The organism is Citrobacter braakii, assembly GCF_002075345.1.
Lineage (GTDB): Bacteria > Pseudomonadota > Gammaproteobacteria > Enterobacterales > Enterobacteriaceae > Citrobacter > Citrobacter braakii.
The window spans coordinates 96,012-121,158 of record NZ_NAEW01000008.1 but is presented as its reverse complement, the minus strand read 5'-3'; the positions used below and the strand labels follow the sequence as shown (position 1 = coordinate 121,158).

Below are 25,147 nucleotides of genomic sequence, written 5' to 3'. Positions count from 1 at the left end.
TAACGCCTTAACGAGTATCATTGCCCGGCGATTTTCATCTCCGGTAACAATACCGAACCACACTGAATATTACTGCGCGTTTCAATATCGTTGCCTACGGTCACAATATTGCGCCACATCTCTTTTAAGTTCCCGGCGATGGTAATTTCACTCACCGGATACTGAATTTCGCCGTTTTCGACCCAAAAACCCGCCGCGCCGCGAGAGTAATCGCCGGTAATGCCGCTAACGCCCTGCCCCATCAGCTCGGTAACCACAAGACCTGTGCCCATCTCTTTGAGCAACTGCTCGAAGCTTAGACCCTGTCCCGGAATTCGCCAGTTGTGGATCCCGCCCGCATGACCGGTGCTCTTCAGTCCCAGCTTACGTGCGGAATAGTTGGTCAGCAGCCATTGGGTCAGCACGCCGTCTTTAACAATGTCACGCCGTTCGGTCCGTACGCCTTCGCTGTCGAACGGCGACGACGCCAGCCCTTTCAGCAGGTGCGGATGTTCTTCAATAGTCAGCCATTCCGGCAGAATTTGTTTGCCCAGCGAGTCGAGCAGGAAGGTGGATTTACGGTACACCGAACCACCGGCAATCGCGCCGACCAGATGTCCGAACAGCCCAGTCGCCACTTCGTTGGCAAAAATCACCGGTGCTTTCATGGTGGAAAGTTTACGCGGAGAGAGGCGAGATAAGGTGCGGCGAGCACAGTCTGCCCCCACCCATTCCGGCGTTTGCAGATCGCCCATCGCCCGGCCAATGGTGTAGGCGTAATCACGCTCCATATCGCCATTTTCTTCCGCGATGACACAGCTGGAAAGAGAATGACGCGTAGAGCAGTAGCCCTGCAGCATCCCGTGACTGTTACCAAACACTTTGATGCCGTAGTGGCTGTTAAAACTGCCGCCTTCGGTATTGGTGATACGCTTATCGGCCTGCAGCGCCGCCTGTTCCGCGCGGGCTGCCAGTTCGATAGCTTCGTCAGGGGAAACTTCCGCCGGGTGGAACAGATCCAAATCGGGCGCATCAAAGGCCAGCAGTTCTTTATCTGCCACGCCCGCGCACGGGTCCGGTGAGGTGTAACGTGCAATATCCAGCGCGGCCTGCACGGTACGTGCAATCGCCTGCGGGCTTAAATCGGTGGACGATGCGCTGCCCTTACGATTTTGGTGATAAACCGTAATCCCCAGCGCGCCATCGCTATTGAATTCTACGTTCTCCACTTCACCATAACGGGTGCTGACGCTAATACCCGTGGTCTTGCTCACAGCGACTTCCGCGCCATCCGACTTACCTGACGCTAATTCCAGTGCCGTCGAGACCGCTTCTTCCAGAATCTTACGCTGCGCTTCAACTTGTGAGATTACTTTCATCGCAAATGCCATAATGTAGAGAGAGTTTCTCTGAAGTCTAACAGAGAACCGTTTTTCAGTGCGCATCTTAACTGGTAACATTAGCCTCTTTTTTTAAGGAGCCTGACATGACTAAGCAGCCCGAAGACTGGCTCGACGACGTTCCCGGTGATGACATCGAAGACGAAGACGATGAAATTATCTGGGTTAGTAAAAGTGAAATAAAACGTGACGCCGAGGAGTTAAAACACCTGGGTGTGGAACTGGTAAAACTGGGGAAAAACGCGCTGGATAAAATCCCGCTCGACGCGGATTTACGTGCCGCGATTGAGTTGGCCCAGCGTATTAAGATGGAAGGTCGCCGCCGCCAGCTGCAGCTGATTGGCAAAATGTTGCGCCAGCGCGATGTTGATCCTATCCGTCAGGCGCTGGACAAGCTGAAAAACCGTCACAACCAACAGGTTGTACTGTTTCATAAGCTTGAGCAACTGCGCGATCGCCTGATCGCCGAAGGTGATGATGCGGTAGCGGAAGTGCTGAACCTGTGGCCAAACGCCGATCGCCAGCAGCTTCGTTCTCTGGTTCGCAATGCGAAGAAAGAGCAAGAAGGCAACAAGCCGCCGAAATCAGCACGTCAGATTTTCCAGTATCTGCGTGAACTGGCGGAAAACGAAATCTAACCTCTTCGTCTGCAGAAAGTGCCGGATGATGTAAATACTTCATCCGGCCTGGATTCTATGCCCTTACTGCTGGGGCTGCATTTCGCCCATAGCGTTCTCTGACTGGCTCTCTTCATGCAGATACTGCTTATCTAAAATCTTCACGAACGGTGTATAAATCGCGGTGGCGATAACCAGATTCACGGCCTGTAAAACAATGCCTGAAATCCCGGTGGTGAGGAAACCAGAAATAAAGATCGGCGTTGTCCAGGGAATGGAGATACCAGAGGTGGGGGGAACCCAGCCGAGTGCGATAACCACATAAGTAACCGTACACAGCACCATTGGGGTAATGATAAACGGGATAAGCATCAGCGGATTAAGCACGATTGGCAAACCAAAAATAACCGGCTCATTAATGTTAAAAATTGCCGCCGGTGCCGCCAGCCGTGAGAGCTGCTTTAATCGCGTACTTTTGGCAACCATAAAGATGCTAATCAACAGCGCTCCGGTAAAACCCGTACCGCCGGCAATCAAATAGACATCCCTGAACTGCTGAGTAATGATGTTGGTCGCTACCAGCCCGGCCTGAGTTTGCGCCAGGTTCTGCGCACTGAGCGTTTGCCAGATAGGCCCCATTACGGATGTCATGATAGAGTCGCCATGGATCCCAAAGAACCAGAAGAAACTGATCATCATCTCAGCAATCAGTTGCGATAAGAGGGAATTCCCCAGATACAGCAACGGCTGTTGCAGCATGACGCTGATAAATTTCCCCGGCGTACCAAAAGGCGTGTTCTCAAACAGCACCTTGACGATAATCCAGAACAGTAGCACCAAGAAGATAGGTACCAGCGATTTAAACGACCTGGCAATCTCTGGCGGGACACTCGCAGGCATCTTGATGGTGAAAGCCCTGTTTTCCAGAAACTGAACCACCTTGATGGTGACCACAGTGACGATAATCCCTAAGAACATCGATTCAGAGCTAAAGTCGAGCAACGCGTAAGCATCGGCGACGATTTCTCCCGAGCCTGTCGTAATATGACCAGGCGACATTAAGAAGAAGATCGCCACCGGTAAAATAGCGGAACTTTGGCTGAGATTAAGCTTCTCAACTAACTCCTTTGAGAAGGTGATAATCACCAGCAGCGTCATTAATCCGTAGCTGGCGTTAATCCCGTAATTGAGCTTATCCAGCACGCCTTCCCCTAACAGCGAACTCATAAACTCGTGATAGCCGTTAACAGGAAAGTTGGTTAACAATACGAAAAATGAACCGACAATCAAAAAGGGAATCAGGGCAATAAACGCATTTTTTAGTGCGGTCAGGTAGATGTTTGACGAGATTTTCTCGGCCAGTGGCAACATCTTTTGTTCGAGTAGAGAGGTTATGCTCATGCCCGCTTACCCTATAAGGTTTTTTGTCACGTAATAATTAACCTGCGGGAACTGCTTGATATAGATGGCAGGAACCTGAGTGTGGTGCGCATCGCCGTTAACAATCTCCTGATAAATATCTTTTTTCGTATCGTGGTTGATGATGACAATCACTTTTCCAGCCTTGATGATTTTATTCAGCCCGACGGTAATACCCTCGGTGAGGGTGACATCTCCGGAGAAGTATTTATGGCTGGCGACGTTAATTGTTACGTCATCCAGTTGAGTTTGTAGATAATCCTCATCAAACGGCACGCCCGGCTCGTTTAAGCCGATATGCCCGTTCATTCCCACGCCCAGAATTACATAGTCAAACTCTTCACCGTTGAGCGCAGTTTGGTAATGGGCAATATTTTGTGCCGTAGAGGCAAACGGATTGAAATGGACTAACCGCACCGGATAGGCACATTTGTGCACAAAGTCCTGATTAATCATGTTCAGACAACTGCCATCTGATTCGCTGGGCACGTTGACCCACTCATCCAGCGCAAAGAAGGTAAGGCGTTCGGCAAACGGTGTCGCTGCCAGTGCTTCGTAAATCCAGTGAGGCGTGCTACCGGAGGGGATCAGCACGCGAGAATGTGGTTTGAGCGCGGATAGCTCACTAACGACCTGTTCAGCCAGCGCGGCATTGGTATCAAACGTTGTACATTTCATCCGTTTCTTCTCGCTATTAAAGTGATTCAATCTTTTTGGCGAATAAAGGAAGATACTTTTTATTGGCCAGCAGCATCTCTTTGACTAACGCCACGCCCGAAGTGTCGCTTGAGCATAATGGGTTGAAAATAAAGCCAGAAATAAGCGCTTGATAATCGCCGGTGGCGGCGGCTTTAACGATCTGCGCTTCATAGTCTTTCATCATGGAAACAATCCCTTTCGCAGGAGATGGGATCTCACCAGTACAAATTGGAATCGGACCATTACGGGTAAGCACACAGTTCACTTCAACTACCGCCTCTTCCGGTAAATTAGTGATAGCACCGCCGTTACGAACGTTGACGGTTTGAATGCTCTTATCGTCGAGGTAAATAGCGCGAATAACGTTCAGCGCGGCGGTGGAATAAAGCGCACCGCCGCGGGCTTCCAGCTCTTTAGGCTTATCCTGAAGCGTAACGTCGCTGTATTTTTTAAACAGTTCGGCTTCGATATTTTTGACGATCTCACCCCGTGATTGCTCGGCTGCTTCCTGCTCGGCCAGCATTTCAGTCGTCTTGAGGTAGTATTTTAAATAGGAAGAGGGGATCAGATTGGTGGCGGCCAGCAGCTCTTTATTAAACTGCTCATTGCTGATGTTTTTAAAGCTCAATGCATCGACGTCAGCGGCGTTGATTATCTCGATGGTTTCACGGGTACGGTCGACGCCGTTATGCAAAATTTTGGTAATAAAGTTCATATGGTTGGAGCCTTTGAACTCGACGTATAAATCCTCTACGTTGGCATTCAGCAGCCCGGCCACCTGATGGGTCATATTGACAGGACCATTGCACAGGCCGATGACCCGATTGTTGTGGCTGTATTTGAGTACCGCTTCTGTCACCATGGAAGCTGGATTGGTGAAGTTAATCAGCCAGGCGTTTGGACAAATCGCCTTCATTTCATTCGCTATTTCAATGATGACCGGAATGGTGCGCAGAGCTTTGAACATCCCGCCCGCGCCGTTGGTTTCCTGGCCAATAAAACCGTATGACTTCGGCAGTTTTTCATCAACGATTCGGGCATCGATACCACCGACGCGCAGTTGAGTCACCACGAAGTCGGCACCTAGCAGCGCTGTTTTGCGGTCAAAAGTTTGGATGACATCAATTGGTAAATTTGCTTTGGCAAGCATTCTTTTGGTGAGATCGAAAATGATGTTCATTTTCTCTTTACCCATTTCAACGTCGACAAAAGCGATGTGAGAGATGGGAAGCTGGTGGTAGTTTTTAATTACACCTTCAATCAGTTCTGGCGTATAGCTGCTACCCGCACCAATCACCACGAGTTTTAGTTTTTTCATTAGTCTTCTACTTTTGAATTAAATTTCAACGACACTTTTCTGACATTGGATAAATGGAAAAGCATAATATCTACGATGGCTATCTGGATCGGATAGCTTATATTTTCGAAAGCAGTATCTTTAATAATGGCGTTTTTGTAGATCAAGACCGCATCGGCCTTAAGCGCCAGCGTAGAGTTTTCCCGGCTGGTAATCGCGGCCACCTTGATGCCGTTTTTTCTGGCATTAAAAATTATCTCTTCCAGCATTTCTGACTCACCGCTGTTGGAAACAATCAGCATACAATCGTTAGCGGTCAGAAAGCGGCTGCGGACATTACAGTTGGTGTAGTCTGTTTCATTGAGGATATTAAAGCCCAGCACCATCAGATTATAGCTAACATAGTTCGCCACGCTATCTGATGTACCGTATCCCCAGGTGATAATCGTATTGCAGTCGGACAAAAAATCACAAAAGACTTTGACTTTATTCTCAGACACTCTGGCTAAAGCATCCTGCATTTCTTGTATATATTCGCTAACAAACGCGTTATGGTGCTGCGAGTTTTGCGATCTGGAGAATACGTCCCGAATGTTGACCTTAAACTCCTGGAAATTATTAAAGCCTAATTTCTTTACCAGCTTAGAAATAGATGGCGCGGTAGTATAAACGCGATCTGCCAGTTCATGAATTTTCATTTTATAAACATCAGCAGGGTTCTCCTGACAGAATTTATAAACTCGCAGTTCATTATTGGTTAAATTTTTTCGCATGGAGCGCACCTTTTATTATGTGGCACTTACGCCACATTGGCTCTCGAGGGGATATTAGCAAGGGAAAAGCGGAAATAGATTTTATGATTTAGAAATTAATTTCTGCGATCTGAGTTATAAATTTCCATATGGAGGCTTCCCATTCCGTTGAGAAGTATGGCGTAACCAGAAGGCCGGATGGCAACGGAGATCGTGCTCCTGAGAAAGTGCCGGATAACGGTGTAAACACCTTATCCGGCCCACAACGGATCGTAAGCCCGGTAAGCGTAGCGCCACCGGGCATTTTTTTACTCTTCTTCTGCCTGGGCTTTCTTCGCCAGGCCATCCAGCAGTTTTTGATGGATGCCACCAAACCCGCCGTTACTCATCACCAGGATGTGATCGCCAGGCTGTGCAGTTTTCACCACCATATCTGCCAGTGCATCCACATCGCCGCTCCAGTGCGCAGGCTGAACGCAGGCTTCAGCGACTTCTGCTACCTGCCACGGAATATGCGGGGGTTGCAGCAGGAACACTTCGTCCGCACGCCCTAACGACGGCGCCAGGTCATCTTTGCACAGGCCCATTTTCATGGTGTTCGAGCGTGGTTCCAGCACCGCGATGATGCGCGCCGTGCCACCCACTTTACCGCGCAGCGCCGCAAGCGTTGCCAGAATGGCCGTTGGGTGATGGGCGAAATCGTCATACACCGTCACGCCATTGGCTTCGCCGCGCAGCTCAAGACGGCGACGGGCGTTGATGAACGAGCCCAGCGCATTAGCTGCATCTGCAGGCACGACGCCAACATGGCGCGCGGCAGCAATCGCCATCAGACCGTTGTGCATGTTGTGCTCACCTACCAGGCCCCACTTCACCACGCCAACATTTTCACCGTCCAGCCACACTTCCCATTCGGATGCATCAGTGGTCAGCTTTTTCGCCTGCCAGTGACCTTGTTCACCAACCAGCTCTTGTTCGCTCCAGCAGCCCATCGCCATCGTCTGTTTCAGATTGATGTCGTTTTCCGGGTAGATAATGCGTCCCTGGCCCGGCACGATACGCACCAGGTGGTGGAACTGTTTCTGGATCGCTTTCAGATCGTCAAAGATATCAGCGTGATCGAACTCAAGGTTGTTGAGGATCAGCGTACGCGGGCAGTAATGTACGAATTTAGAACGCTTATCGAAGAAGGCGCAATCGTACTCATCCGCTTCAATCACGAAGAAGTCGCTCTCACCCAGGCGCGCGGAAACCTCAAAATTACCCGGTACGCCGCCGATCACAAAGCCAGGCTTATAGCCGCAGGCTTCGAGGATCCAGGTCGCCATTCCGGCGGTGGTGGTTTTGCCGTGCGTCCCCGCAACCGCCAGTACCCAACGATCGCGCAGTACAAAGTCATGCAGCCACTGCGGGCCGGACATGTACGGAATGTTCTTTTCCAGCACTGCTTCCACACACGGATTACCCCGGGTCATGGCATTGCCAATGATCACCAAGTCCGGCTGCGGATCGAGCTGGCTGGCATCGTAACCCTGAATCAGATCAATGCCTTGCTTCTCAAGTAAGGTACTCATCGGCGGATACACATTGGCGTCCGAACCGGTTACTTCATGACCGAGTGAGCGCGCCAGCATCGCCAGACCGCCCATGAAAGTGCCACAAATTCCCAAAATATGAATGCGCATACGTCACTATCCTTTTTTAATCTGGGGGCCATTTTACGCACATGTCCGGCAAGTGAGAAACGCATTTCAGGATATTCCGTAGTTTGCTGGCGCGATTCACCTAAGCGCGGCAATGGAAATATTTGTTAATATTGTTGCGGTCGCTTTACTCCACATAAATTGCAGGGAAAGTGTTATGAAAACGTTAGGTGAATTTATTGTCGAAAAGCAGCACGAGTTTTCTCATGCTACCGGTGAACTCACTGCTTTGTTGTCGGCAATAAAGCTGGGCGCCAAGATCATCCACCGCGATATCAACAAGGCCGGTCTGGTCGATATCCTGGGTGCCAGCGGTGCTGAGAACGTGCAGGGAGAGGTTCAGCAAAAACTCGATCTGTTCGCGAACGAAAAACTGAAAGCTGCACTGAAGGCGCGCGACATTGTGGCGGGCATTGCCTCGGAAGAAGAAGATGAAATCGTCGTCTTTGAAGGCTGTGAACACGCAAAATATGTTGTGCTGATGGATCCTCTGGATGGCTCATCCAACATCGATGTTAACGTCTCTGTCGGTACTATTTTCTCTATTTATCGCCGCGTAACCCCAGTCGGCACGCCGGTCACGGAAGAGGATTTCCTGCAACCAGGCAACAAGCAGGTTGCTGCGGGCTACGTTGTTTATGGTTCTTCCACCATGCTGGTGTATACCACCGGCTGTGGCGTACACGCCTTCACCTACGATCCTTCTCTGGGCGTATTCTGCCTCAGCCAGGAACGTATGCGCTTCCCGGCGAAAGGCAGCACGTACTCCATTAACGAAGGCAACTACATTAAATTCCCGAACGGCGTGAAGAAGTACATTAAATTCTGCCAGGAAGAAGATAAGTCAACTCAGCGCCCGTACACCTCGCGCTACATTGGCTCTCTGGTTGCGGATTTCCATCGTAATCTGCTCAAAGGCGGGATCTACCTGTACCCAAGCACAGCCAGCCACCCGCAAGGGAAGCTGCGTCTGCTGTACGAATGCAATCCGATGGCCTTCCTGGCCGAGCAGGCGGGCGGCAAAGCGAGCGATGGTAAGGATCGCATTCTGGATATCACCCCGGAAAGCCTGCACCAGCGTCGCTCCTTCTTCGTAGGTAACGACCATATGGTTGAAGATGTAGAACGCTTTATCCGCGAATTCCCGGACGCGTAATACGCTTTGCCGGATGAGACGTGTTAACGCCATCATCCGGCAAATTTATCCCCTACGCCGTTTGTACTTTAAACGCCGCCATTGCTTCGAGCAGCGCATGTGACTGCTCTTCCAGCGAGCGGGTAGCCGCTGAAGATTGCTGTACCAGCGCCGCATTTTGCTGCGCCGTTTCATCCATCTGAATCACCGCGATATTCACCTGCTCAATGCCGCGACTCTGTTCCTGCGACGCGCTGGCAATTTCACGCATCAGTTTGGTCATGCGCATCACTTCATTGGCAATCTCATCCATGGTTTCGCCCGCCTGCTGCGCCAGCTCGCTGCCTTCTCCCACGTGGGTGTGTGAATCGCTGATTAACGTGCGGATCTCTTTTGCCGCCTCGGCGCTGCGGCTGGCCAGATTACGCACTTCACCTGCAACGACCGCAAAGCCCCGCCCTTGCTCACCGGCACGTGCCGCTTCAACAGAAGCATTGAGCGCCAGGATATTGGTCTGGAAAGCAATACCGTCGATTACGCTGAGGATGTCGGCGATTCGGCTGGAACTGCCGGAAATATCGCGCATTTTCTCAATCACATAGCACACCATCTCACTGCCGCGATCGGCGGTATCCGACACCGATTTTGCCAACTGGTGTGCCTGTTCCGCGTTCTGCGCATTCTGTTTCACGGTCGCCGTGAGTTCTTCCATACTGGCGGCGGTCTGCTCCAGCGAAGTGGCTGTCGATTCAGTACGTTGCGCCAGATGCTGGTTCCCGGCCGTCAGCTCACGGCTACCAATATCAATTTGTAAACTGGCATCGCGGACACGCTGTACCGAGTCGCCCAACGCATGGCGCATTTCATCCATTGCCGCGTTCAGACGGTTGAATTCGGCGCTGGCCGACAGCGCGGTAACCGGCGACAAATCCCCCGTCGCCAGGCGTTCCAGTTGCTCAACCATATTATCCAGCGGCTTGAGAAACTTATTTCGCAGCATGAACCAAATCACCGCCAGCAATGCGAGGGCAGCCAACATCGAGGCACTCATAATACCGTGGTAAATCAACGAAGTAATGATACGGGTAGAGGCATATAGCCCCATACCGCCGGTCAGCAACAGAAGGAACGTCAGCAGAGACAATAACACCAACAAACTTGATCGAATTGAAAGGGATTTTGGCATCGTTATATTTCCGGTTGTAGGGTTAAAACAGACCTGTACAGAACCTATCGACTACAACCGGAAAAAGTTTAGGTATTTAAATGTTTATTGAAAAATCAGGATGTTACTTTGGTGTTGCCACCGTCCCCACTCTGGTTACTGGCGAGCTTTGACGATTTTCCCAAAGTACCGTCAGACCGCGCTGTAAGGCAATAAAAATAAACAATAAAATGCCAATCGCGATCTTCGTCCACCAGGAACTTAATGTGCCGTCAAAATTAATGTAGGTCTGGATCAACCCCTGAATGGCGACACCAAACAACGTTCCTAACACCGTACCGACCCCACCGCTCAACAGGGTTCCGCCAATCACGACTGAGGCAATCGCATCCAGCTCAACGCCGACGCCCGCCAGCGCATAACCCGCCTGGGTGTAAATTGAAAAGACAATGCCGGCAAGCGTCGCAAGCCCGGTCGACAGCATATAGATACGGATGGTCGTGCTCCGGGTTGAGATCCCCATCAGGTTGGCAGAGGTGGCGTTGCCGCCAATTGCGTAAACCTGATTACCAAAGCGCGTACGGTGCGCCAGGAATATGCCAATGACGACTACCGCCAACATCAGCAATCCCATTGCACTCAGGCGACCGCCGCCGGGAATTTTCCATGCCAGGCTTGAGAGCATGTCATAAACCGGATGGTTAATTGGGATCGACTCTTCAGACACCAGATAGCTGACGCCGCGCAGGAAGAACATTCCCGCCAGGGTAATAATGAATGCCGGGATCTTCAGCGCATCAATCAGTAACCCCATAAACGCGCCAAACGCACAGCCCATCAGCAGAATCAGGGGAAACGCCAGCAGCGGAGATATACCCCAGTAGCCAATGGCCTTCGCCAGAAATACGCCGGTAAACGCGATCACCGAGCCAACGGACAGGTCGATCCCGCCAGAGAGAATCACGAAAGTCATGCCCACGGCGATGATGCCCAGAAAAGCGTTATCGGTCAGGATATTGCAGATAACTCTGGTTGAAGCAAAGGCCGGAAACTGTGTCAGGCAGTAGAGGTAACCCAGCACAAACACGCCGAGGGTGATCATCAGCGGTAAATTACGTTTTATCATGACCACGCACTCCTTTTATCAGGCTGATAAAGCGTTGTGATTGCACGACCAGCACACACAACACCACCACGGCTTTGACCACTTGATTTAGTTCTGGCGGGAAGCCCGACAGTAAAATCCCGGTGTTCATGCCCTGAATAATCAATGCCCCGACCACCGACAGCAGCAGATTAAAGCGCCCGCCCATCAGCGAGCCGCCGCCGATGACTACCGCCAGGATGGCATCCAGTTCCAGCCACAATCCGGCGTTATTGGCATCTGCCCCGCGGATATCCGCCGTGACGATAATGCCGGCGATAGCCGCACACAGACCGCTCAGCACATAGGTGAGCATCACGATAATGCGCGTGTTCACCCCGGCGTTTTTTGCCGCACGAATGTTGATGCCTACCGCTTCAATAAACATCCCCAGCGCCGTTTTACGCGTCAGTAGCCAGAACACCACCAGCGTTAGCAGGGCAATGATCACTGGCGTGGGGAACAGTAAGAGCGAACCGCTGCCAAACCACGACAGTTCGGGCGAATTGAAGGTGACGATCTGCCCGGAGGTGATAAGCTGCGCCACTCCGCGTCCGGCCACCATCAGGATTAGCGTGGCAACGAACGGTTGGATCTTGAGGATTGCCACCAGAATCCCGTTCCATAACCCTGCCAGAATGCCGGAGCCTAAGGCGGCAAGCAGCACCACCGGCAAACTGTGCCCGGCCACCGTCATCGCCGCGGTGGTGGCACCGGCAATGGCCATGACGGCGCCAACGGAAAGGTCGATGCCGCCGGTGGCAATCACCAGCGTCATGCCAATCGCTAACAGCGCCACGGGGGCGGCACGGTTGAGAATATCAATCGGGCTACCGAACAGCCGACCATCTTGCAAAATCACCTGATAAAAGTGCGGTGCGACCAGGCTATCCACCAGCAGCACCAGCAGTAGCGCCACCAGTTGTGGCATGCCTTTTGGCCAGCGGAATCGCCGTTGCGGCGGAGTGGATTGAGGGAGAGATTGAGGCATCACCATAGTCTCCTTAGGCCGCAATGGCGTTCATGATCGCCGGTACGGACAGTTCAGCCAGCGGGATCTCGGCCACCTGTTTGCGATCGCGCATAATAATGACCCGATCGGCATAGCCCACTAACTCTTCCAGTTCGGATGAAATCACCAGCAGCGCCAGACCATCCGCGCACAGCGTTTCGATCAGGCGGATGATCTCGGCATGCGCGCCGACGTCGATCCCACGCGTGGGTTCATCGAGGATCAGGAACTGCGGTTTGGTCAGTAACCAGCGCGAGAGCAATACTTTTTGCTGATTGCCGCCAGAGAGAAACTCGATCGGCTGTTCAGCGTTGGGGGTGCGAATTCCGAGCTGGCGGATAAAACGCTCGGCAATCTCATTTTGTTCTTTCCGCGGAATAGGCCGCAGCCAGCCACGCTGCGCCTGTAATGCCAGAATGATGTTTTCCCGCACCGAGGCGGCGGCGATAATGCCATCCGTTTTGCGATCCTCCGGACAGAAGCCGATCCCCAGACACGAAGCCTGATGCGGCGATCGCAAGGTCTGCGCTTTGCCTTTGATCAGCGCACTGCCGCTGTCGGCGGGTTTAATACCGAAGATCACCTCCGCCGTTTCCGTTCGCCCGGATCCCAGCAGTCCAGCGAGACCGACGATCTCACCAGGGCGCACCTGTAGATCAAACGGCGCAATGGTGCCTTTCTTGCCAAAGTCGCTAAAGGCCGCCACTGGTTTATCACTCAGCAGCGTACGGCCCGCACGCTGTAGCGCATGGGTATCCAGTTCGCGACCCAGCATCATTTTGACCAGTTCGATCTGTGGCAGTTCGCGGGTTTCACGGCAGCCAACGAAGCCGCCGTTACGCAGAACGGTAATGCGATCGCTGACCTGATAGACCTGATCGAGGAAATGGGTAACGAAGATCAGACTGACGCCCCGATCGCGCAGATGCCGCATCAGGCCGAACAGCATTTCTACTTCCTGGGTATCAAGACTGGCGGTGGGCTCATCGAGGATCAGCACTTTCGCGGAGAGATCTATCGCCCGACAGATGGCGACGATCTGCTGCATCGCCACGGAAAAGCGGTTCAGCGGCTCGCGCACGTCGAGGGAAAAACCGTATGACGCCATCAACTCCGTCGCGCGTTTTTCCATCTGCTTGCGCAGCAGCAGGCCAAAACGCCGCGGTTCACGGCCAATAAACAAGTTATCCGCTACCGACATATTGGGCAGCAGGTTCACTTCCTGATACACGGTACCGATCCCCAACTGCTGGGCATGGGCGGTATTTTTGGGGGAGATAGGCTGGCCTTCGAGCCAGATCATGCCGCGATCTGCATGGTAAACGCCGGTCAGCGCTTTGATCAGCGTCGATTTACCGGCTCCGTTTTCTCCCAGCAACGCCATAATCTCACCGCGACGCAAGCTGAAATCCACGTTATCCAGCGCTTTGACGCCGGGAAAGAATTTGCTTAATCCTTCGGTGCGGAGGATTTCCTGATGGGGGTCGGTGGTCATGGCATTCCTCCGGTACGAAATCACGGCCTTTTCGTCGGCCTGATAAGCGCAACGCCATCAGGCCGACGGAAGACCGGCAGCAAAACTAGTAGCCCATGTTTTTCTTCTTCTCTAACTCTTCTTTCGCCGTATCCGGCAGATAGAGGATCGACTTGGTAATGGTCAGCTTTTCAGGCATCGTGCCGTCTTTTTTGAATTTCTCCAGCGCGTCGAATGCCGGGCCTGCCATATTCGGCGTCAGCTCGACGCTGGCGTTGGCTTCACCGTCAATCATTGCTTTGTAGATATCCGGTACGCCGTCGATGGAACCGGTCAGAATATCTTTGCCGGGTTTCAGGCCCGCTTCTTTAATCGCCTGGATCGCCCCGATCACCATGTCATCGTTATGGGCGTAAACCATGCAGATGTTCTTGCCATTGTTTTCCGCTTTGATAAAGCTCTCCATCACTTCTTTCCCTTTACTGCGGGTGAAGTCGCCGGACTGTGAGCGGATAATCTTAATGTTTGGTGCGCTGGCGATGGCTTCAGCAAACCCTTTTTTACGATCGATGGCCACGCTGGCCCCGACGGTCCCTTGCAGCTCAACGACGTTACACGGCTTGCCGTTCACTTGTTTAATCAACCAGTCGCCGATCAATTTACCTTCCAGCACGTTGTCGGCGGTGACCGTGGTCATATAGAGAGATTTGTCTTTTACATCGATGGAACGATCGAGCAAAAAGACCGGAATGTCGGCATCTTTAGCTTCTTTTAAAACCGGTTCCCAACCCGTTGCCACGACCGGCGCAATAAAGATGGCGTCAACGCCCTGCGCAACAAATGAGCGAACTGCTTTAATCTGGTTTTCCTGCTTTTGCTGGCCGTCAGCGATTTTCAGCGTAATACCACGCTTTTCAGCCTCGCTTTTCGCAACGTTGGTTTCTGCGGCGCGCCAGCCGGATTCAGAGCCAACTTGCGAAAATCCTACGGTTAAAGGGGCTGCCATTGCCATAGACGACATGGCTGCCGAAACTGCTGTGACTAAAAGTAAGCGCTTCCACATAAGTGCGTCCTCGTAGGGTGATTATTGTTGGTTAATAAACCGTCGCGAAAAAACTATAGACAATTGAGCATGTAACGAATTGCGTTACATCACACTTCAAAAAAGTAAATAAAACGTTAATCACAACTTTGTAATCGCTTTCATCCCGCTATGAAAAATGCGGCTGAAGATATGGATTTTTCTGTCACGAGAGAGAGGTAAAAAGAAGAAAATGAGCGCAGAGAAAGCGAAAACAAGCGGAGACATTCAGCGCGAGTTGGCTATAATACCCGCCACTTGTTTGCCATAGCTTATTTAAAGGAAACAGACATGAGCTTACTCAACGTCCCTGCCGGTAAAGACCTGCCGGAAGATATCTACGTTGTTATCGAGATCCCTGCCAATGCAGATCCGATCAAATACGAAGTTGACAAAGAGAGCGGCGCCCTGTTCGTTGACCGCTTCATGTCCACCGCGATGTTCTATCCGTGCAACTACGGTTACATCAACCACACCCTGTCTCTGGACGGTGACCCGGTAGACGTTCTTGTCCCGACTCCGTACCCGCTGGAGCCAGGTTCAGTGATCCGCTGCCGTCCGGTTGGCGTGCTGAAAATGACTGACGAATCCGGTGAAGATGCGAAACTGGTTGCGGTTCCGCACACTAAGCTGAGCAAAGAATACGATCACATCAAAGATGTGACCGACCTGCCGGAACTGCTGAAAGCGCAGATCACCCACTTCTTCGAACACTACAAAGATCTCGAAGCGGGCAAATGGGTAAAAGTTGACGGTTGGGACAACGCTGAAGCCGCTAAAGCTGAAATCGTTGCTTCTTTCGAGCGCGCGAAGAAGTAAGTTCGCGTTAGCTTAAAACCCTGAACGCCAGTCTCTGGTTAGTAAGGGTTTTTAAATTTCTACGTTCTACCACCTCTCCCCTTCGCTGTTTTCTTTTTGACCTACCAGAATGGGTAGTCACATTTCATTTATCTTAATTGCGAATGATATTAGATCTCATTATCATTCTCAGCATGTAAATAAATGTGAATAAAAGTCAATGAACCTCCACAATGTGAAGTCCCTGAAACGCTATTCCTGCGTGGCACTCGCCACAGCGCTGTTATTTACCAGCCTGTCCAGCGTGGCGCAGACGCTACCTGAGAAAGATTTTCTGACTCGCGATGTCGGTAACGGCGTGTATGAGCTGGCGGTTGATAGCCAGCAGAATGCGCTTTTTGTCGCCTCGTCGCCGTCGTTTGATAAAGATAAAACCAGCGGGCTTATCTATAAACTCGATCTAGAGAAACTCACGACGACTGAAGTCATCGACACCAGCCGTCGTGCCTTTGCCACCGCGCTGGATGAAGAAAACCAGGTGCTGTATGTCGGCAACACGCTGGAAGGTTCAGTAACGCTAGTCGATACCCGCAGCGGTAAAGAGCTGGCGATACTGCAACTGAGCGAAGCCAAAAACCCGAAAGATATTGTTCATACGCGTGAAATGGTGCTCGATAAACAGCACCACCGTCTGTACGTTTCCGGCGTGGCTGAAAAGGGCATAGTCTGGGTGGTGGACACACAAAAGCGCGAGAAAATCGCCACCCTCGAGAACATGGGCCAGTACCCGACCGGCATGGCCGTGGATGCAAATAAGAACCGCCTGTATGTTGTGAATGGCCGAAACGAACTTATTACGCTGGATACCACCAACCATCAAATTATTAATCGCTTTACCATTGAGCCAGATAAAAAACATTTTTTCCTGAATATTGCCCTGGATGCAAAAAATAACCGTGCATTCCTGACCGATCCGGATTTAGCGGACGTACTGGTTGTTGATCTTAATACCGGTAAGGTTATTGCACCAATTAAGGTTATTAACTCGCTGGCAGTGATATATAACGAAAAACGCCAGGAAGTTTATATCACCCACCGTAATGCTAAACGCATCAGCATTGTGAACAGCAAGACCTATCAGGTAAAACAAAGCATTGAAACCAATGCATTACCTAACAGTCTGGCGCTCTCGGCAGATGCTAACACCCTGTACGTCAGCGTCAAACAGTCGGAAAAAATGACAGGTGTGAAGCCCGACTACGTGCTGAAAATCGATCTCTCTAAATATTAATAATTAAAAAACTATCTGCACCTTGCAGCTTTTTTGAGCTGCAAGGTGATGTTTTTATTTTTTACTTTTCAGGTGTCTATATTATGAAAACGCGTCAACTTATTACGCTGACAGGGATCGTTGCATTCTCAGGCGGTGTTATTTTCCCCACCCAGGCAGAAGAACTCACCGAGACCTCACGCACTAGCGAAGATGAAATGGTGATCACCGCATCCGGATTCTCGCAGCAAAAACGCGAAGCGCCGGCCACTATTTCAGTTATCGATCGTAACACGCTGGATATTCAGCCGGACCGTAGCATCGGTGAAGCCATTAAAAACCTTCCCGGCGTCTCGGTCACCAACAGCAGCGGTATGAACGCCGGCAGCATTATGATCCGCGGCATGGACCCGTCCTATACCGCTTTTATGGTCAACAGCGTCAAACAAAATACCGGTGAATCTCGCCCTTACGGACATGATATTGGTACTGAAGCCAACTTCTTACCGCCAATGGAGGCCATTGAGCGTATTGAAGTTATCCGTGGGCCGATGTCCTCGCTGTACGGTTCAGACGCCATCGGCGGTGTGGTTAACGTCATTACCAAAAAACCGTACGGCGCAAAAGAGTGGACCACGGCAATTGCTGCCAATACCTGGCTGCAGGAACACCAGTATTTAGGTAATACCAGCCAGATGAATTTATTTACCATGGGGCCGATTGTGCCCGATGTTCTCGGTCTTAGCGTGGCGGCCGACTGGCTTGACCGTCGCGATGACGATCGCAATAACTATTTTGGCAAACACAATCGTAAATCCGTTGATATGACATTGGGCCTGGCCGCCAGCGAGAATAACCTGTTCGATCTCAACGTGGTCACCGGTGAGCAGGAAAAAAACCGTACCCAGAAACGCGGTGCGCCGTGGTCATGGCTGTTCGATCGTAACGCCGCCACCCTGACGCATACCGGCTGGTATGCAGACGACACCATCGCGACGACCAACTACATAAACTATGAAAAAGGCCGTTCGAAGTACGTTTATGACGGACAGTCCCCGCAGTATGTGCAGATGGAGAACTACGTCGCCAATTCGCAAACCACTTTCACGCTCGACACCCATAAACTGACCGTTGGGGCGAATTTCACGCGCGAAGAGCTGAATGACCGCTTTGATGTGGCCAACAAAACGCTGCCCGGATCTGACCCGGTGACCAAAATCAGCCGTAACGGTTGGGCATTGTTTGCTGAAGACGGCTGGAGCATTGGCGATTTCATCCTGACCACGTCAGCGAGGATGGACCAGGATGACAATTTTGGCACACATATTACGCCGAAAATGTACGGTAACTGGGCCTTTAGCAATGACTGGGCGCTGAAAGGCGGCGTTTCCGCAGGCTATAAAAAACCGGAGCTGCGCGCGACGTCCAGCAACTTCGTAACCCCTTACGGCTCAACCGTACCTTATCCCTTCCTCACCGTTGGTAACGACGACCTGAAACCTGAACAAAGCGTTAACTCTGAACTGGGCCTCTACTGGACGGGAGATGCGCTATCGCTCGACAGCACCGTCTTCTATACGCAGTTCAAAGACAAAATTGCTGAACAAACTATTTGTGAAACCACGTTGACGAACCAGTGCTCCGTCAACGGCTACAACGCGGATTCCGTCAGTAAATACTTCAACGTCAGCGAGGCGGATGTATACGGTATAGAACTGAATGCCGACTGGCAGATTACCGCCGCTGTAAAAGCCAACGCTAACTACACCTGGAACCACAGCGAACAAAAAAGCGGCGTTAACAAAGGCTACGCGCTAAACGATTATCCGCGCCATATGGCGAATCTGTCGCTGAACTGGGCGGCAACGCAAAGCCTGGACGTATGGAGTACGGTGAATTATCGCAGCAGTAACCGCAACAGCGGCAATAACTATAAATACGATGACTACACGATGGTGGACGTAGGCGTACGTTATCAGCTCAATAAGCACACGCAACTGATGGCTGGGGTCTACAACGTGTTGGATGAAGATCCGAAACTGACAACCGCGTGGAACGAATCCGCACAGGTGGAAGGACGCCGCTATAACCTCGGCGCGCGCGTGGAGTTTTAAATCCAGAATAAAACAACGCCACCCGAGGGTGGCGTGTTCATATCAGTACTGGTCTCGGTCTAACCAGTTACCGCTTTCAATCAGCGTTAAGCCATCAACCGGACGTTGGTACACGTACATCCATGCACTTCCGTACGGCGTTTGAATTAACTGGCGTGCGTATTCACCGCCGCGGGTACGCAGAGCATCAAGCTCTGCCAGCGTGGCGTTATCAATACGATAAACTTCCCCGTGTACTGTTCCCTCTCCTGGAACGGCGCCTGGATAGTGGCCCAGGCTATACAACTGGTAGTTGTCGATACTGAAATTTCCCAGCAACAGGGCATTGGTCATCCAGTGGCTGTTGCCTTGTTTGGTTCGTAAACTGCCGTAGACAAATATTCGCATTGCTAAAACTCGAACTGATAGAGCAAATCAAGTGCCTGATCTACGCCAGACACTGCTTCCAGATATAGCTTAGGCATCAGACGATAACGTAGCGTGAGTGTCGCTAAGGAGTCAAATATACCCACACCATATTTCACCTGCAGACCTGGCAGTACGTATCCGCTGACAACCACCTGAGATGAATCACCCACCCCTTGTGTGTCCAGTGCCAGATTGCTTACGCCAAATGTCTCCCCGATTTTACCCACAACCTGACCACTTTGTGCAACCCCCAGACCAATAAGCATTGAAGTCATTGCCGCGCTGTCGCTCTGTTCGCTATCCAGCCCTTGTCCGCGTAGCAGGTAGGAAAGCGCCATTTGCTGCGACATCGCCGGGTCGGAGAAGATCTCCGCCTTCGGTTCATCGGCGGTGCCCGTGACGCGAACCCCGGCGATCACGTCGTCTTCGGTGGCTTCCGGGTTACGAATTGCTTCGATGTTGAGTAACGGTTGATCCGGCGGACCGGAGAACAACAGCTCGCCCTTACGCACAATCAGATCCTGACCATAGGCATGGAAACGCCCGCTCGGAATATTAATTTGTCCGTTCAGCCCCAGCCCCTGCTTATCCTGCACCACTTTCAGATCGCCCGTCAGACGCGCTTTCAGACCAAAGGCGTCAATACGCACGTTGTTACCGACGTGGATGTTCAGGTTGCTGTTGATCGGAATACCTGCTGTCTGTGGTTTCTCCGGTTGCAGATTGTTGTTAAGCATGACCATATCGCTGGAAACCCCTACCGCGCTCTCCGGCAGGTCGTGTACCACGATACGCGCCCACGGCACATCCACGTTGCCATCGAGGGTAAACAGGCTCGGCGTGGCTTCAAAGACCACGTCCGGCGATACGTCCAGGCGGACCATCGGCGGCACGGTAATACGAACCCTGCTGCCTTTAGCCGCAACGCGCGCCCGCCAGTTGTCTATCTGACTCCAGTCGGCATCGCCGCTCAGGTTAATTTCGCCCTGCTGCGTACGCACCACGCCCGCCAGCGTTGAGCGTGTTCCGGTGAAGTTAACGGCTAACTGGCTTGGCTGCATGTCAAACGGCATAAAGTTGCCGTCGACATCCAGACCGCTCAGCTGCAGCTGTCCGAGCAGCTGCGGGCTTTGCACATCACCGCCCAGACGTAGGTTGGCGTTGATCACCCCAGCCGCTTTTTCACCGCGCGAGAAAATGGGGTTCACCATCGCCAGATTGAAGTTGCGGATGTTGACGTTGCCGCCGAGACTGCGGCGTCCTTGCGGATCCGTCACCTGCACCTGGCCGTCAAACTGCCCGTTGTTGGTCAGGCGAATCAGCCAGCCCAGCTCGGCACGGTTATTGTGCAGGTCGGCGGTCAGATTCAGCGTTTCAAACGCCACAGGGAGCGGCGCATCGTTCACGCTTTGCGTGACCTTCACATTACGTCCGCTCAGCGTAACCTGCCCCTGCGGCAGCCCCTCTTTGGTGGTGTCCCAGCTCACATCAGCTTTGCCAGTGAAAACGCCGCTGGCCTGGGTTGTATCCGGCATAAACGGTTTTAGCATCGCCAGGTCAAAGCGGTTAAGGTTCACCACCGCGCGTCCTTGTGCACCGGCATCAATGGTTTGCGGTACGCACAGTTCCGCATTCGGGTTGTTCCAGCAGTGCGGCCCAATGCTGATTTTCTGTTCCTGATTGCGATAATCCAGCGCGACAGGGCGGTTAAGGGACCACGGACCGACCGGCGTCTGGAAGCGGGTATCGCTTAACGCACCTTTCCAGCGCTGCTCTTTGCGATCAAAGCTACCTGCCAGGGAGAGCTGCCCGGAGACCGGTTCCCCCTGAATGCGCAGCTGCAGCTCATGCTGCTTTTCGCTACCTTTGGCATTGAGCGTCACCAGGCCAATATTCACGTCAGGCTGTACAATCCGCTCTACGCGAACGTTGAGATTACCAGCGATTTGCTCTGCCGATTTCACGTCGCCTTCGACACGCACCTGAGCGACGGACAGCTCCTGCCAGCGCAGACCCCGAGCGGTGATATCCGCCAGCAGCTGTGGCGCTTCAACCGTACCGCGAACTTTTACCAGCCCTTTCGCCGTACCGCCCAGTCCCGGCAGCGCGTTATCCAGGCTCGGGGCATCAATCGTCGCGTCGAGATTGAGGTCTTTGACCCCCAGTTCCCCTTTCACATCCGCGCTGTTGCGTCCCAGTTCCAGATGCAGGCCCGGGATCGTCCACTGCAGGTAGCTGTTACCCTTCAGCGAACCGTGTACATTAACCTTGTTCTGCTTCACGTTGCCGGTCAGCTTCAGCTCGGGCACCTCCATCTGCCAGCTTCCGCCGTACAGACTGCCGCGAGTTTTCACCAGGCCATTCAGTTTTGATGGCCACTCCGGGATCGCTTTCGCCGTGTTGATGCCATCCAGCGTTAGCTGCCCGCGCCAGCTGATCGCCTGCTGCCAGTCCACCAGCGCTTTCAGCTCAGTTTTCCCTTCCAGCGCCGCAACGCTGAGTTTGTCGAGATTGATCTGCTGTTCGTTGCCTTTGGCGTCCAGCGTGATGGTAGCCGGAGGAATATCCTGCCCTTTCACAGCGGTACGCATCGACAGCGTATAGTCGGTCATCTTACCGGTCAGTTTGAGCTTGATGTCATCAGCCTGGAACTGCTTGTCGCCAGTAAACGGCCAGTAAACCTGCTTACTCACCACCTCAAGGTTGAGCGGCAATCCGGCTTCCGCCAGACGCGCCTGCGCCCGCAGGTCCATATCCACCGGACCAGACAGATTTACGCCGACTTCCAGCTGTTCACGCAGCGCGCCGCCGACCTTCAGCTTCACCTTTTCGCCTTTTAACGGGTCGACGTTGAGCGTGCTGTTTAACGTAATATCGACCGGCCACGTGTCGGTCAGTTGCGCCGTGCCGCTGGCTTTTACCGTCCCCTGATTCGAGTCGATATCCAGTGCATCGAGTTTCATGTTGCCGTCAATGCTGCTCACTTTCAGCAGCATGTTATGTACCGTTAAATCCGTATCCCCGGTCACGCGCAGCTGCTCGCCGCGAAACGCTTCAATGTTGAGATTGAGCGGCAGATGGACATCGGTCATTTCCGGCAGCACCGGCTTTGAGAACAGATCTTTTAGCGTTTCGCCGAGCGGTTTTTCATCCGGTTGCGGATTTTGAATCTTTGGTTCGACAACCTCTTCCTGCGCCACTTCCGCCACTTTAGGCAGGGCAATCAGCAGCCCCTGTAATGACGTTGGCTTCAGGGTTAGCGTTTTTTCCTGCCAGTTCAGGCCGGAGGTAAATTCCAGCACCGAAACCGTGGTGTCATCGATTTTGATATTGATGTTGTTCAGCGCCACGCGCGAAAGCGTGATTGGGTAAGGTGTGGAAAGGTTAAGCGGACCGCTCTCTTCCTCTTCAACCGGCGCTGATGGCGGCATCTTTTTGCTGTCGATCGCCACGTTGATATTTTTCAGCGACAGATCGTTGACGCACAGGCTGCTGTCCCACAGGCAGTTAAGCCCCACGGCCAGATGCACTTCGCCAGCATTCACCGCCACGCCAGGTTGGTCATAACGAATATTTTTGAGCGATAAATCCCGCCAGCCGCCGGTGACCTGACCAATCTCCAGCCCCGGAACCCAACGATTCGCCGCTTTGAAGATCAGATGCAGGCCCGAAGTGGTGCCGACGAGGAACGCCACCGTGCCTAACAACAGCAGGATAAAAATCAGCACGCCGAGGCTTATCTTCTTCCATAAACTCATAATTCAGGCCCCAGACCGATGTAAAACTGTAAACCATGTTCATCTTTGTCGCCCACAGGGACAGCAAAGTCGAGCTTGATGGGTCCCACTGGCGATTGCCAGCGTACGCCGACCCCGGCACCGGTTTTGAAATCGCTTCTGCGGATATCGCTGACCGCTTCGCCGCTATCGACAAACATCGCACCCCACCATTTTCCGGTCACGTTGTACTGATATTCCAGCGAGCCGGTTGCCAGCTTCGAGGCCCCTTTCAGCTTGCCGTCGCTGCCTTCAGGCGAAATAGATTTGTATTTGTAGCCGCGAATGCTGCGATCGCCCCCGGCGAAGAAACGCAGATCCGGCGGTACTTTGTCGAAGTCCCCGGTTTCGATCCAGCCGAGGTTGCCGCGCATCACAAAGCGATGACGATCGTACAACGTGCGGATCCAGACGTTTTGCGCCTGGAAGACGGAGAAATCAACGTCTGAACCCCAGGCCGTGTTGGAGTAATCGATGGAATAACGTTGGGAGTCGCCCCAAACTGGCATCAGACCGCCGCGCGAGCGCGTCCGACTGATCATCACGCCCGGATAGAGCAGCATGGTGGTGTTAGTGACGTTACCCTGGGTAAAGTGGTCGAGGCTCCAGCGCAGGTTGATCGCGCGCTGCCAGCCGCTGGAGAGATCCCAGTAGCGGGAAACCGCAAGCGTAGTGGAGTCCTGCTCGGTATCGTTTAAATCGGTACGCTTAAAGCCCCCCTGCACCAGGTAATACTGCTCCAGCGGGTTCTTTAATAGCGGCATTTTATAACTGAAATCAAGAACCTGCTCTGGCGCAGAGATGCTGGCGCTGGTGGTCAGGCTGTGGCCATAGGAGTTCATCCACGGCTTTTTCCACGAGGTCTTCACCCGTGGACCGACGTCAGTTGAGTAACCGACCCCGGTTTCGATGGTGTTTTCTGTTCGCGGCGACACCACACCTTTCAGCGGCAGCACTTTGGTTTCACGGGCTTTATCAAATTCCGGTGCGACGACCACGGAATTAAACCATCCGGTCGCCGACAGACGACGGTTCAGTTCGCCCAAATCTTTCGACTCGTACTCTTCACCCTCTTTAAAGGGCACCAGATTTTGCAGGTACTCATCGCGAATTTGCGAGCCTTCAAAAGTGACATGGCCAAAGCGATAGCGTTCACCGCTGTTGTAATCGATATCCCAGAATGCCTGGCGGCGTTCGAGCGCTATCCCAAGCTGGCTTTTATTAAATTCACTGTCGAAATAGCCTTTGCGCAGCGCCACGCTGGTGAGTGATTTTTTGAAGTTATCATAGTCCCCCTGATTCAGCACGGTGCCGATTGCCGGTCGCGTTTTCAGCAGATCGAGGTAATCTTTATCCGTACGTGCGCCACCGCGCAGAATCACTTCGGTTCCGCCAATCAGCACCGGCTCACCAGGGGTCACTTTGGCAATCAACACCTGGCGTCCTTTCGCCGGCGGCGGACGCAGCTCAAAATCAATGGTGGGCTCAAAGTAGCCCAGCGCTTTTAGCCCTTCGCGGATGGCATCATCAACGCGCGCACGAAAGCGTCGGTCTGGAGTGACTTCATCACTTTGAATCGTGGATAGCTGCGCACGGACGTTTTTCTCCAGCGGTCCTGATAATCCCTCGACCTGTAAGCGAACATTCGCTGCGGCGGCGGAGCCACTTAAGCACAGTAATCCCACCCAACATAACTGACGGATATGTGGCACATTTTCTCCTGAATATCCTTTTTTCCCACCCCTGGAAAAAAATACTATGCCGTTCCTCGGCTTAACAAAAAATCAACAATAAGAGTTGAAAAACAGACGACAACCCAAATATTTCTTATGTTTAACTCTAGACGTATTCACGCCGTTTATTGTGGGCAAAGACGCGTCTCGTTACAACCTTAACCCAAATGA

19 protein-coding genes are annotated in these 25,147 nt (G+C 52.4%); 5 read left to right on the top strand and 14 right to left on the bottom strand.

Annotation, left to right across the window (positions count from 1 at the left end; all coding sequences use genetic code 11):
* Positions 1-17 precede the first annotated feature (17 nt).
* Entirely contained in the window at positions 18-1,370 is a 1,353-nt protein-coding gene (gene pmbA, locus BZK42_RS17890) for a metalloprotease PmbA (RefSeq protein ID WP_047358563.1), read from the bottom strand.
* A 95-nt stretch (positions 1,371-1,465) separates the two neighbouring features.
* On the opposite strand from pmbA, the gene yjgA reads away from it, so the two are divergent.
* Positions 1,466-2,017 (top strand): ribosome biogenesis factor YjgA, encoded by a 552-nt coding sequence (gene yjgA / locus BZK42_RS17885; RefSeq protein ID WP_016151465.1) that lies wholly within the window; start codon positions 1,466-1,468, stop codon positions 2,015-2,017.
* Positions 2,018-2,080: 63 nt separating this feature from the next.
* Here yjgA and BZK42_RS17880 read toward each other — a convergent pair whose 3' ends face one another.
* The 5 genes from BZK42_RS17880 to mpl form a co-directional block, all read right to left on the bottom strand.
* Positions 2,081-3,397 carry a PTS sugar transporter subunit IIC gene (locus BZK42_RS17880; protein ID WP_080859624.1) on the bottom strand — a complete coding sequence of 439 codons (1,317 nt, stop codon included), beginning with the start codon at positions 3,395-3,397 and terminating at the stop codon, positions 2,081-2,083.
* A 6-nt stretch (positions 3,398-3,403) separates the two neighbouring features.
* On the bottom strand, positions 3,404-4,093 hold the full coding sequence (locus BZK42_RS17875; RefSeq protein ID WP_016155538.1) for a 6-phosphogluconolactonase: 690 nt from the start codon (positions 4,091-4,093) through the stop codon (positions 3,404-3,406).
* A 16-nt stretch (positions 4,094-4,109) separates the two neighbouring features.
* A complete protein-coding gene (locus tag BZK42_RS17870; protein WP_080859623.1) occupies positions 4,110-5,432 on the bottom strand; it encodes a 6-phospho-beta-glucosidase in 1,323 nt (440 codons plus the stop codon).
* The gene (locus tag BZK42_RS17865) at positions 5,432-6,184 is read right to left on the bottom strand and encodes a MurR/RpiR family transcriptional regulator (RefSeq protein ID WP_046275824.1); all 753 of its coding nucleotides are present in this window, start codon (positions 6,182-6,184) and stop codon (positions 5,432-5,434) included. Before BZK42_RS17865 ends, BZK42_RS17870 begins: the two co-directional genes overlap by 1 nt.
* 287 nt (positions 6,185-6,471) lie before the next feature.
* Positions 6,472-7,848, bottom strand: coding sequence for a UDP-N-acetylmuramate:L-alanyl-gamma-D-glutamyl-meso-diaminopimelate ligase (gene mpl / locus BZK42_RS17860; RefSeq protein WP_016151460.1), 1,377 nt, complete (start codon positions 7,846-7,848; stop codon positions 6,472-6,474).
* A gap of 175 nt (positions 7,849-8,023) precedes the next feature.
* Here mpl and fbp point away from each other — a divergent pair, with 175 nt between their 5' ends.
* Positions 8,024-9,022, top strand: coding sequence for a class 1 fructose-bisphosphatase (gene fbp, locus BZK42_RS17855; RefSeq protein WP_016151459.1), 999 nt, complete (start codon positions 8,024-8,026; stop codon positions 9,020-9,022).
* Between the two features lie 52 nt (positions 9,023-9,074).
* Here the strand turns inward: fbp and BZK42_RS17850 are convergent, their stop codons facing one another.
* The 5 genes from BZK42_RS17850 to ytfQ form a co-directional block, all read right to left on the bottom strand.
* Positions 9,075-10,187, bottom strand: a complete 1,113-nt coding sequence (locus BZK42_RS17850) for a methyl-accepting chemotaxis protein (protein WP_016155535.1) — start codon at positions 10,185-10,187, stop codon at positions 9,075-9,077.
* Between the two features lie 103 nt (positions 10,188-10,290).
* A complete protein-coding gene (gene yjfF, locus BZK42_RS17845) occupies positions 10,291-11,292 on the bottom strand; it encodes a galactofuranose ABC transporter, permease protein YjfF (RefSeq protein WP_080859621.1) in 1,002 nt (333 codons plus the stop codon).
* A complete protein-coding gene (gene ytfT, locus BZK42_RS17840; protein WP_016155534.1) occupies positions 11,279-12,301 on the bottom strand; it encodes a galactofuranose ABC transporter, ATP-binding protein YtfT in 1,023 nt (340 codons plus the stop codon). Before ytfT ends, yjfF begins: the two co-directional genes overlap by 14 nt.
* A 13-nt stretch (positions 12,302-12,314) precedes the next feature.
* Entirely contained in the window at positions 12,315-13,817 is a 1,503-nt protein-coding gene (gene ytfR / locus BZK42_RS17835) for a galactofuranose ABC transporter, ATP-binding protein YtfR (RefSeq protein ID WP_080859619.1), read from the bottom strand.
* A gap of 85 nt (positions 13,818-13,902) precedes the next feature.
* Positions 13,903-14,859, bottom strand: coding sequence for a galactofuranose ABC transporter substrate-binding protein YtfQ (gene ytfQ / locus BZK42_RS17830; protein WP_016155532.1), 957 nt, complete (start codon positions 14,857-14,859; stop codon positions 13,903-13,905).
* 309 nt (positions 14,860-15,168) lie between these two features.
* Between ytfQ and ppa the strand changes: the two genes are divergently transcribed.
* The 3 genes from ppa (at position 15,169) to BZK42_RS17815 (ending at position 19,059) form a co-directional block, all read left to right on the top strand.
* Positions 15,169-15,696, top strand: coding sequence for an inorganic diphosphatase (gene ppa, locus BZK42_RS17825; protein WP_003025726.1), 528 nt, complete (start codon positions 15,169-15,171; stop codon positions 15,694-15,696).
* A gap of 199 nt (positions 15,697-15,895) precedes the next feature.
* On the top strand, positions 15,896-16,966 hold the full coding sequence (gene yncE, locus BZK42_RS17820; RefSeq protein ID WP_016155531.1) for a 7-bladed beta-propeller protein YncE: 1,071 nt from the start codon (positions 15,896-15,898) through the stop codon (positions 16,964-16,966).
* 83 nt (positions 16,967-17,049) lie between these two features.
* Positions 17,050-19,059, top strand: coding sequence for a TonB-dependent receptor domain-containing protein (locus tag BZK42_RS17815; RefSeq protein ID WP_080859618.1), 2,010 nt, complete (start codon positions 17,050-17,052; stop codon positions 19,057-19,059).
* Positions 19,060-19,101: 42 nt separating this feature from the next.
* Here BZK42_RS17815 and BZK42_RS17810 read toward each other — a convergent pair whose 3' ends face one another.
* Genes BZK42_RS17810 through tamA form a run of 3 tightly spaced genes read right to left on the bottom strand, consistent with a single transcriptional unit; the run spans position 19,102 to position 24,955 of the window.
* Positions 19,102-19,446 carry a gamma-glutamylcyclotransferase family protein gene (locus BZK42_RS17810; RefSeq protein WP_016151451.1) on the bottom strand — a complete coding sequence of 115 codons (345 nt, stop codon included), beginning with the start codon at positions 19,444-19,446 and terminating at the stop codon, positions 19,102-19,104.
* Positions 19,447-19,448: 2 nt separating this feature from the next.
* Positions 19,449-23,225: an autotransporter assembly complex protein TamB gene (tamB, locus tag BZK42_RS17805; protein WP_080859614.1), complete on the bottom strand. Its 3,777-nt coding sequence runs from the start codon at positions 23,223-23,225 to the stop codon at positions 19,449-19,451.
* Positions 23,222-24,955: an autotransporter assembly complex protein TamA gene (gene tamA, locus BZK42_RS17800; protein WP_016155528.1), complete on the bottom strand. Its 1,734-nt coding sequence runs from the start codon at positions 24,953-24,955 to the stop codon at positions 23,222-23,224. The genes tamB and tamA overlap by 4 nt, the downstream gene beginning before the upstream one ends.
* Positions 24,956-25,147: the final 192 nt, after the last annotated feature.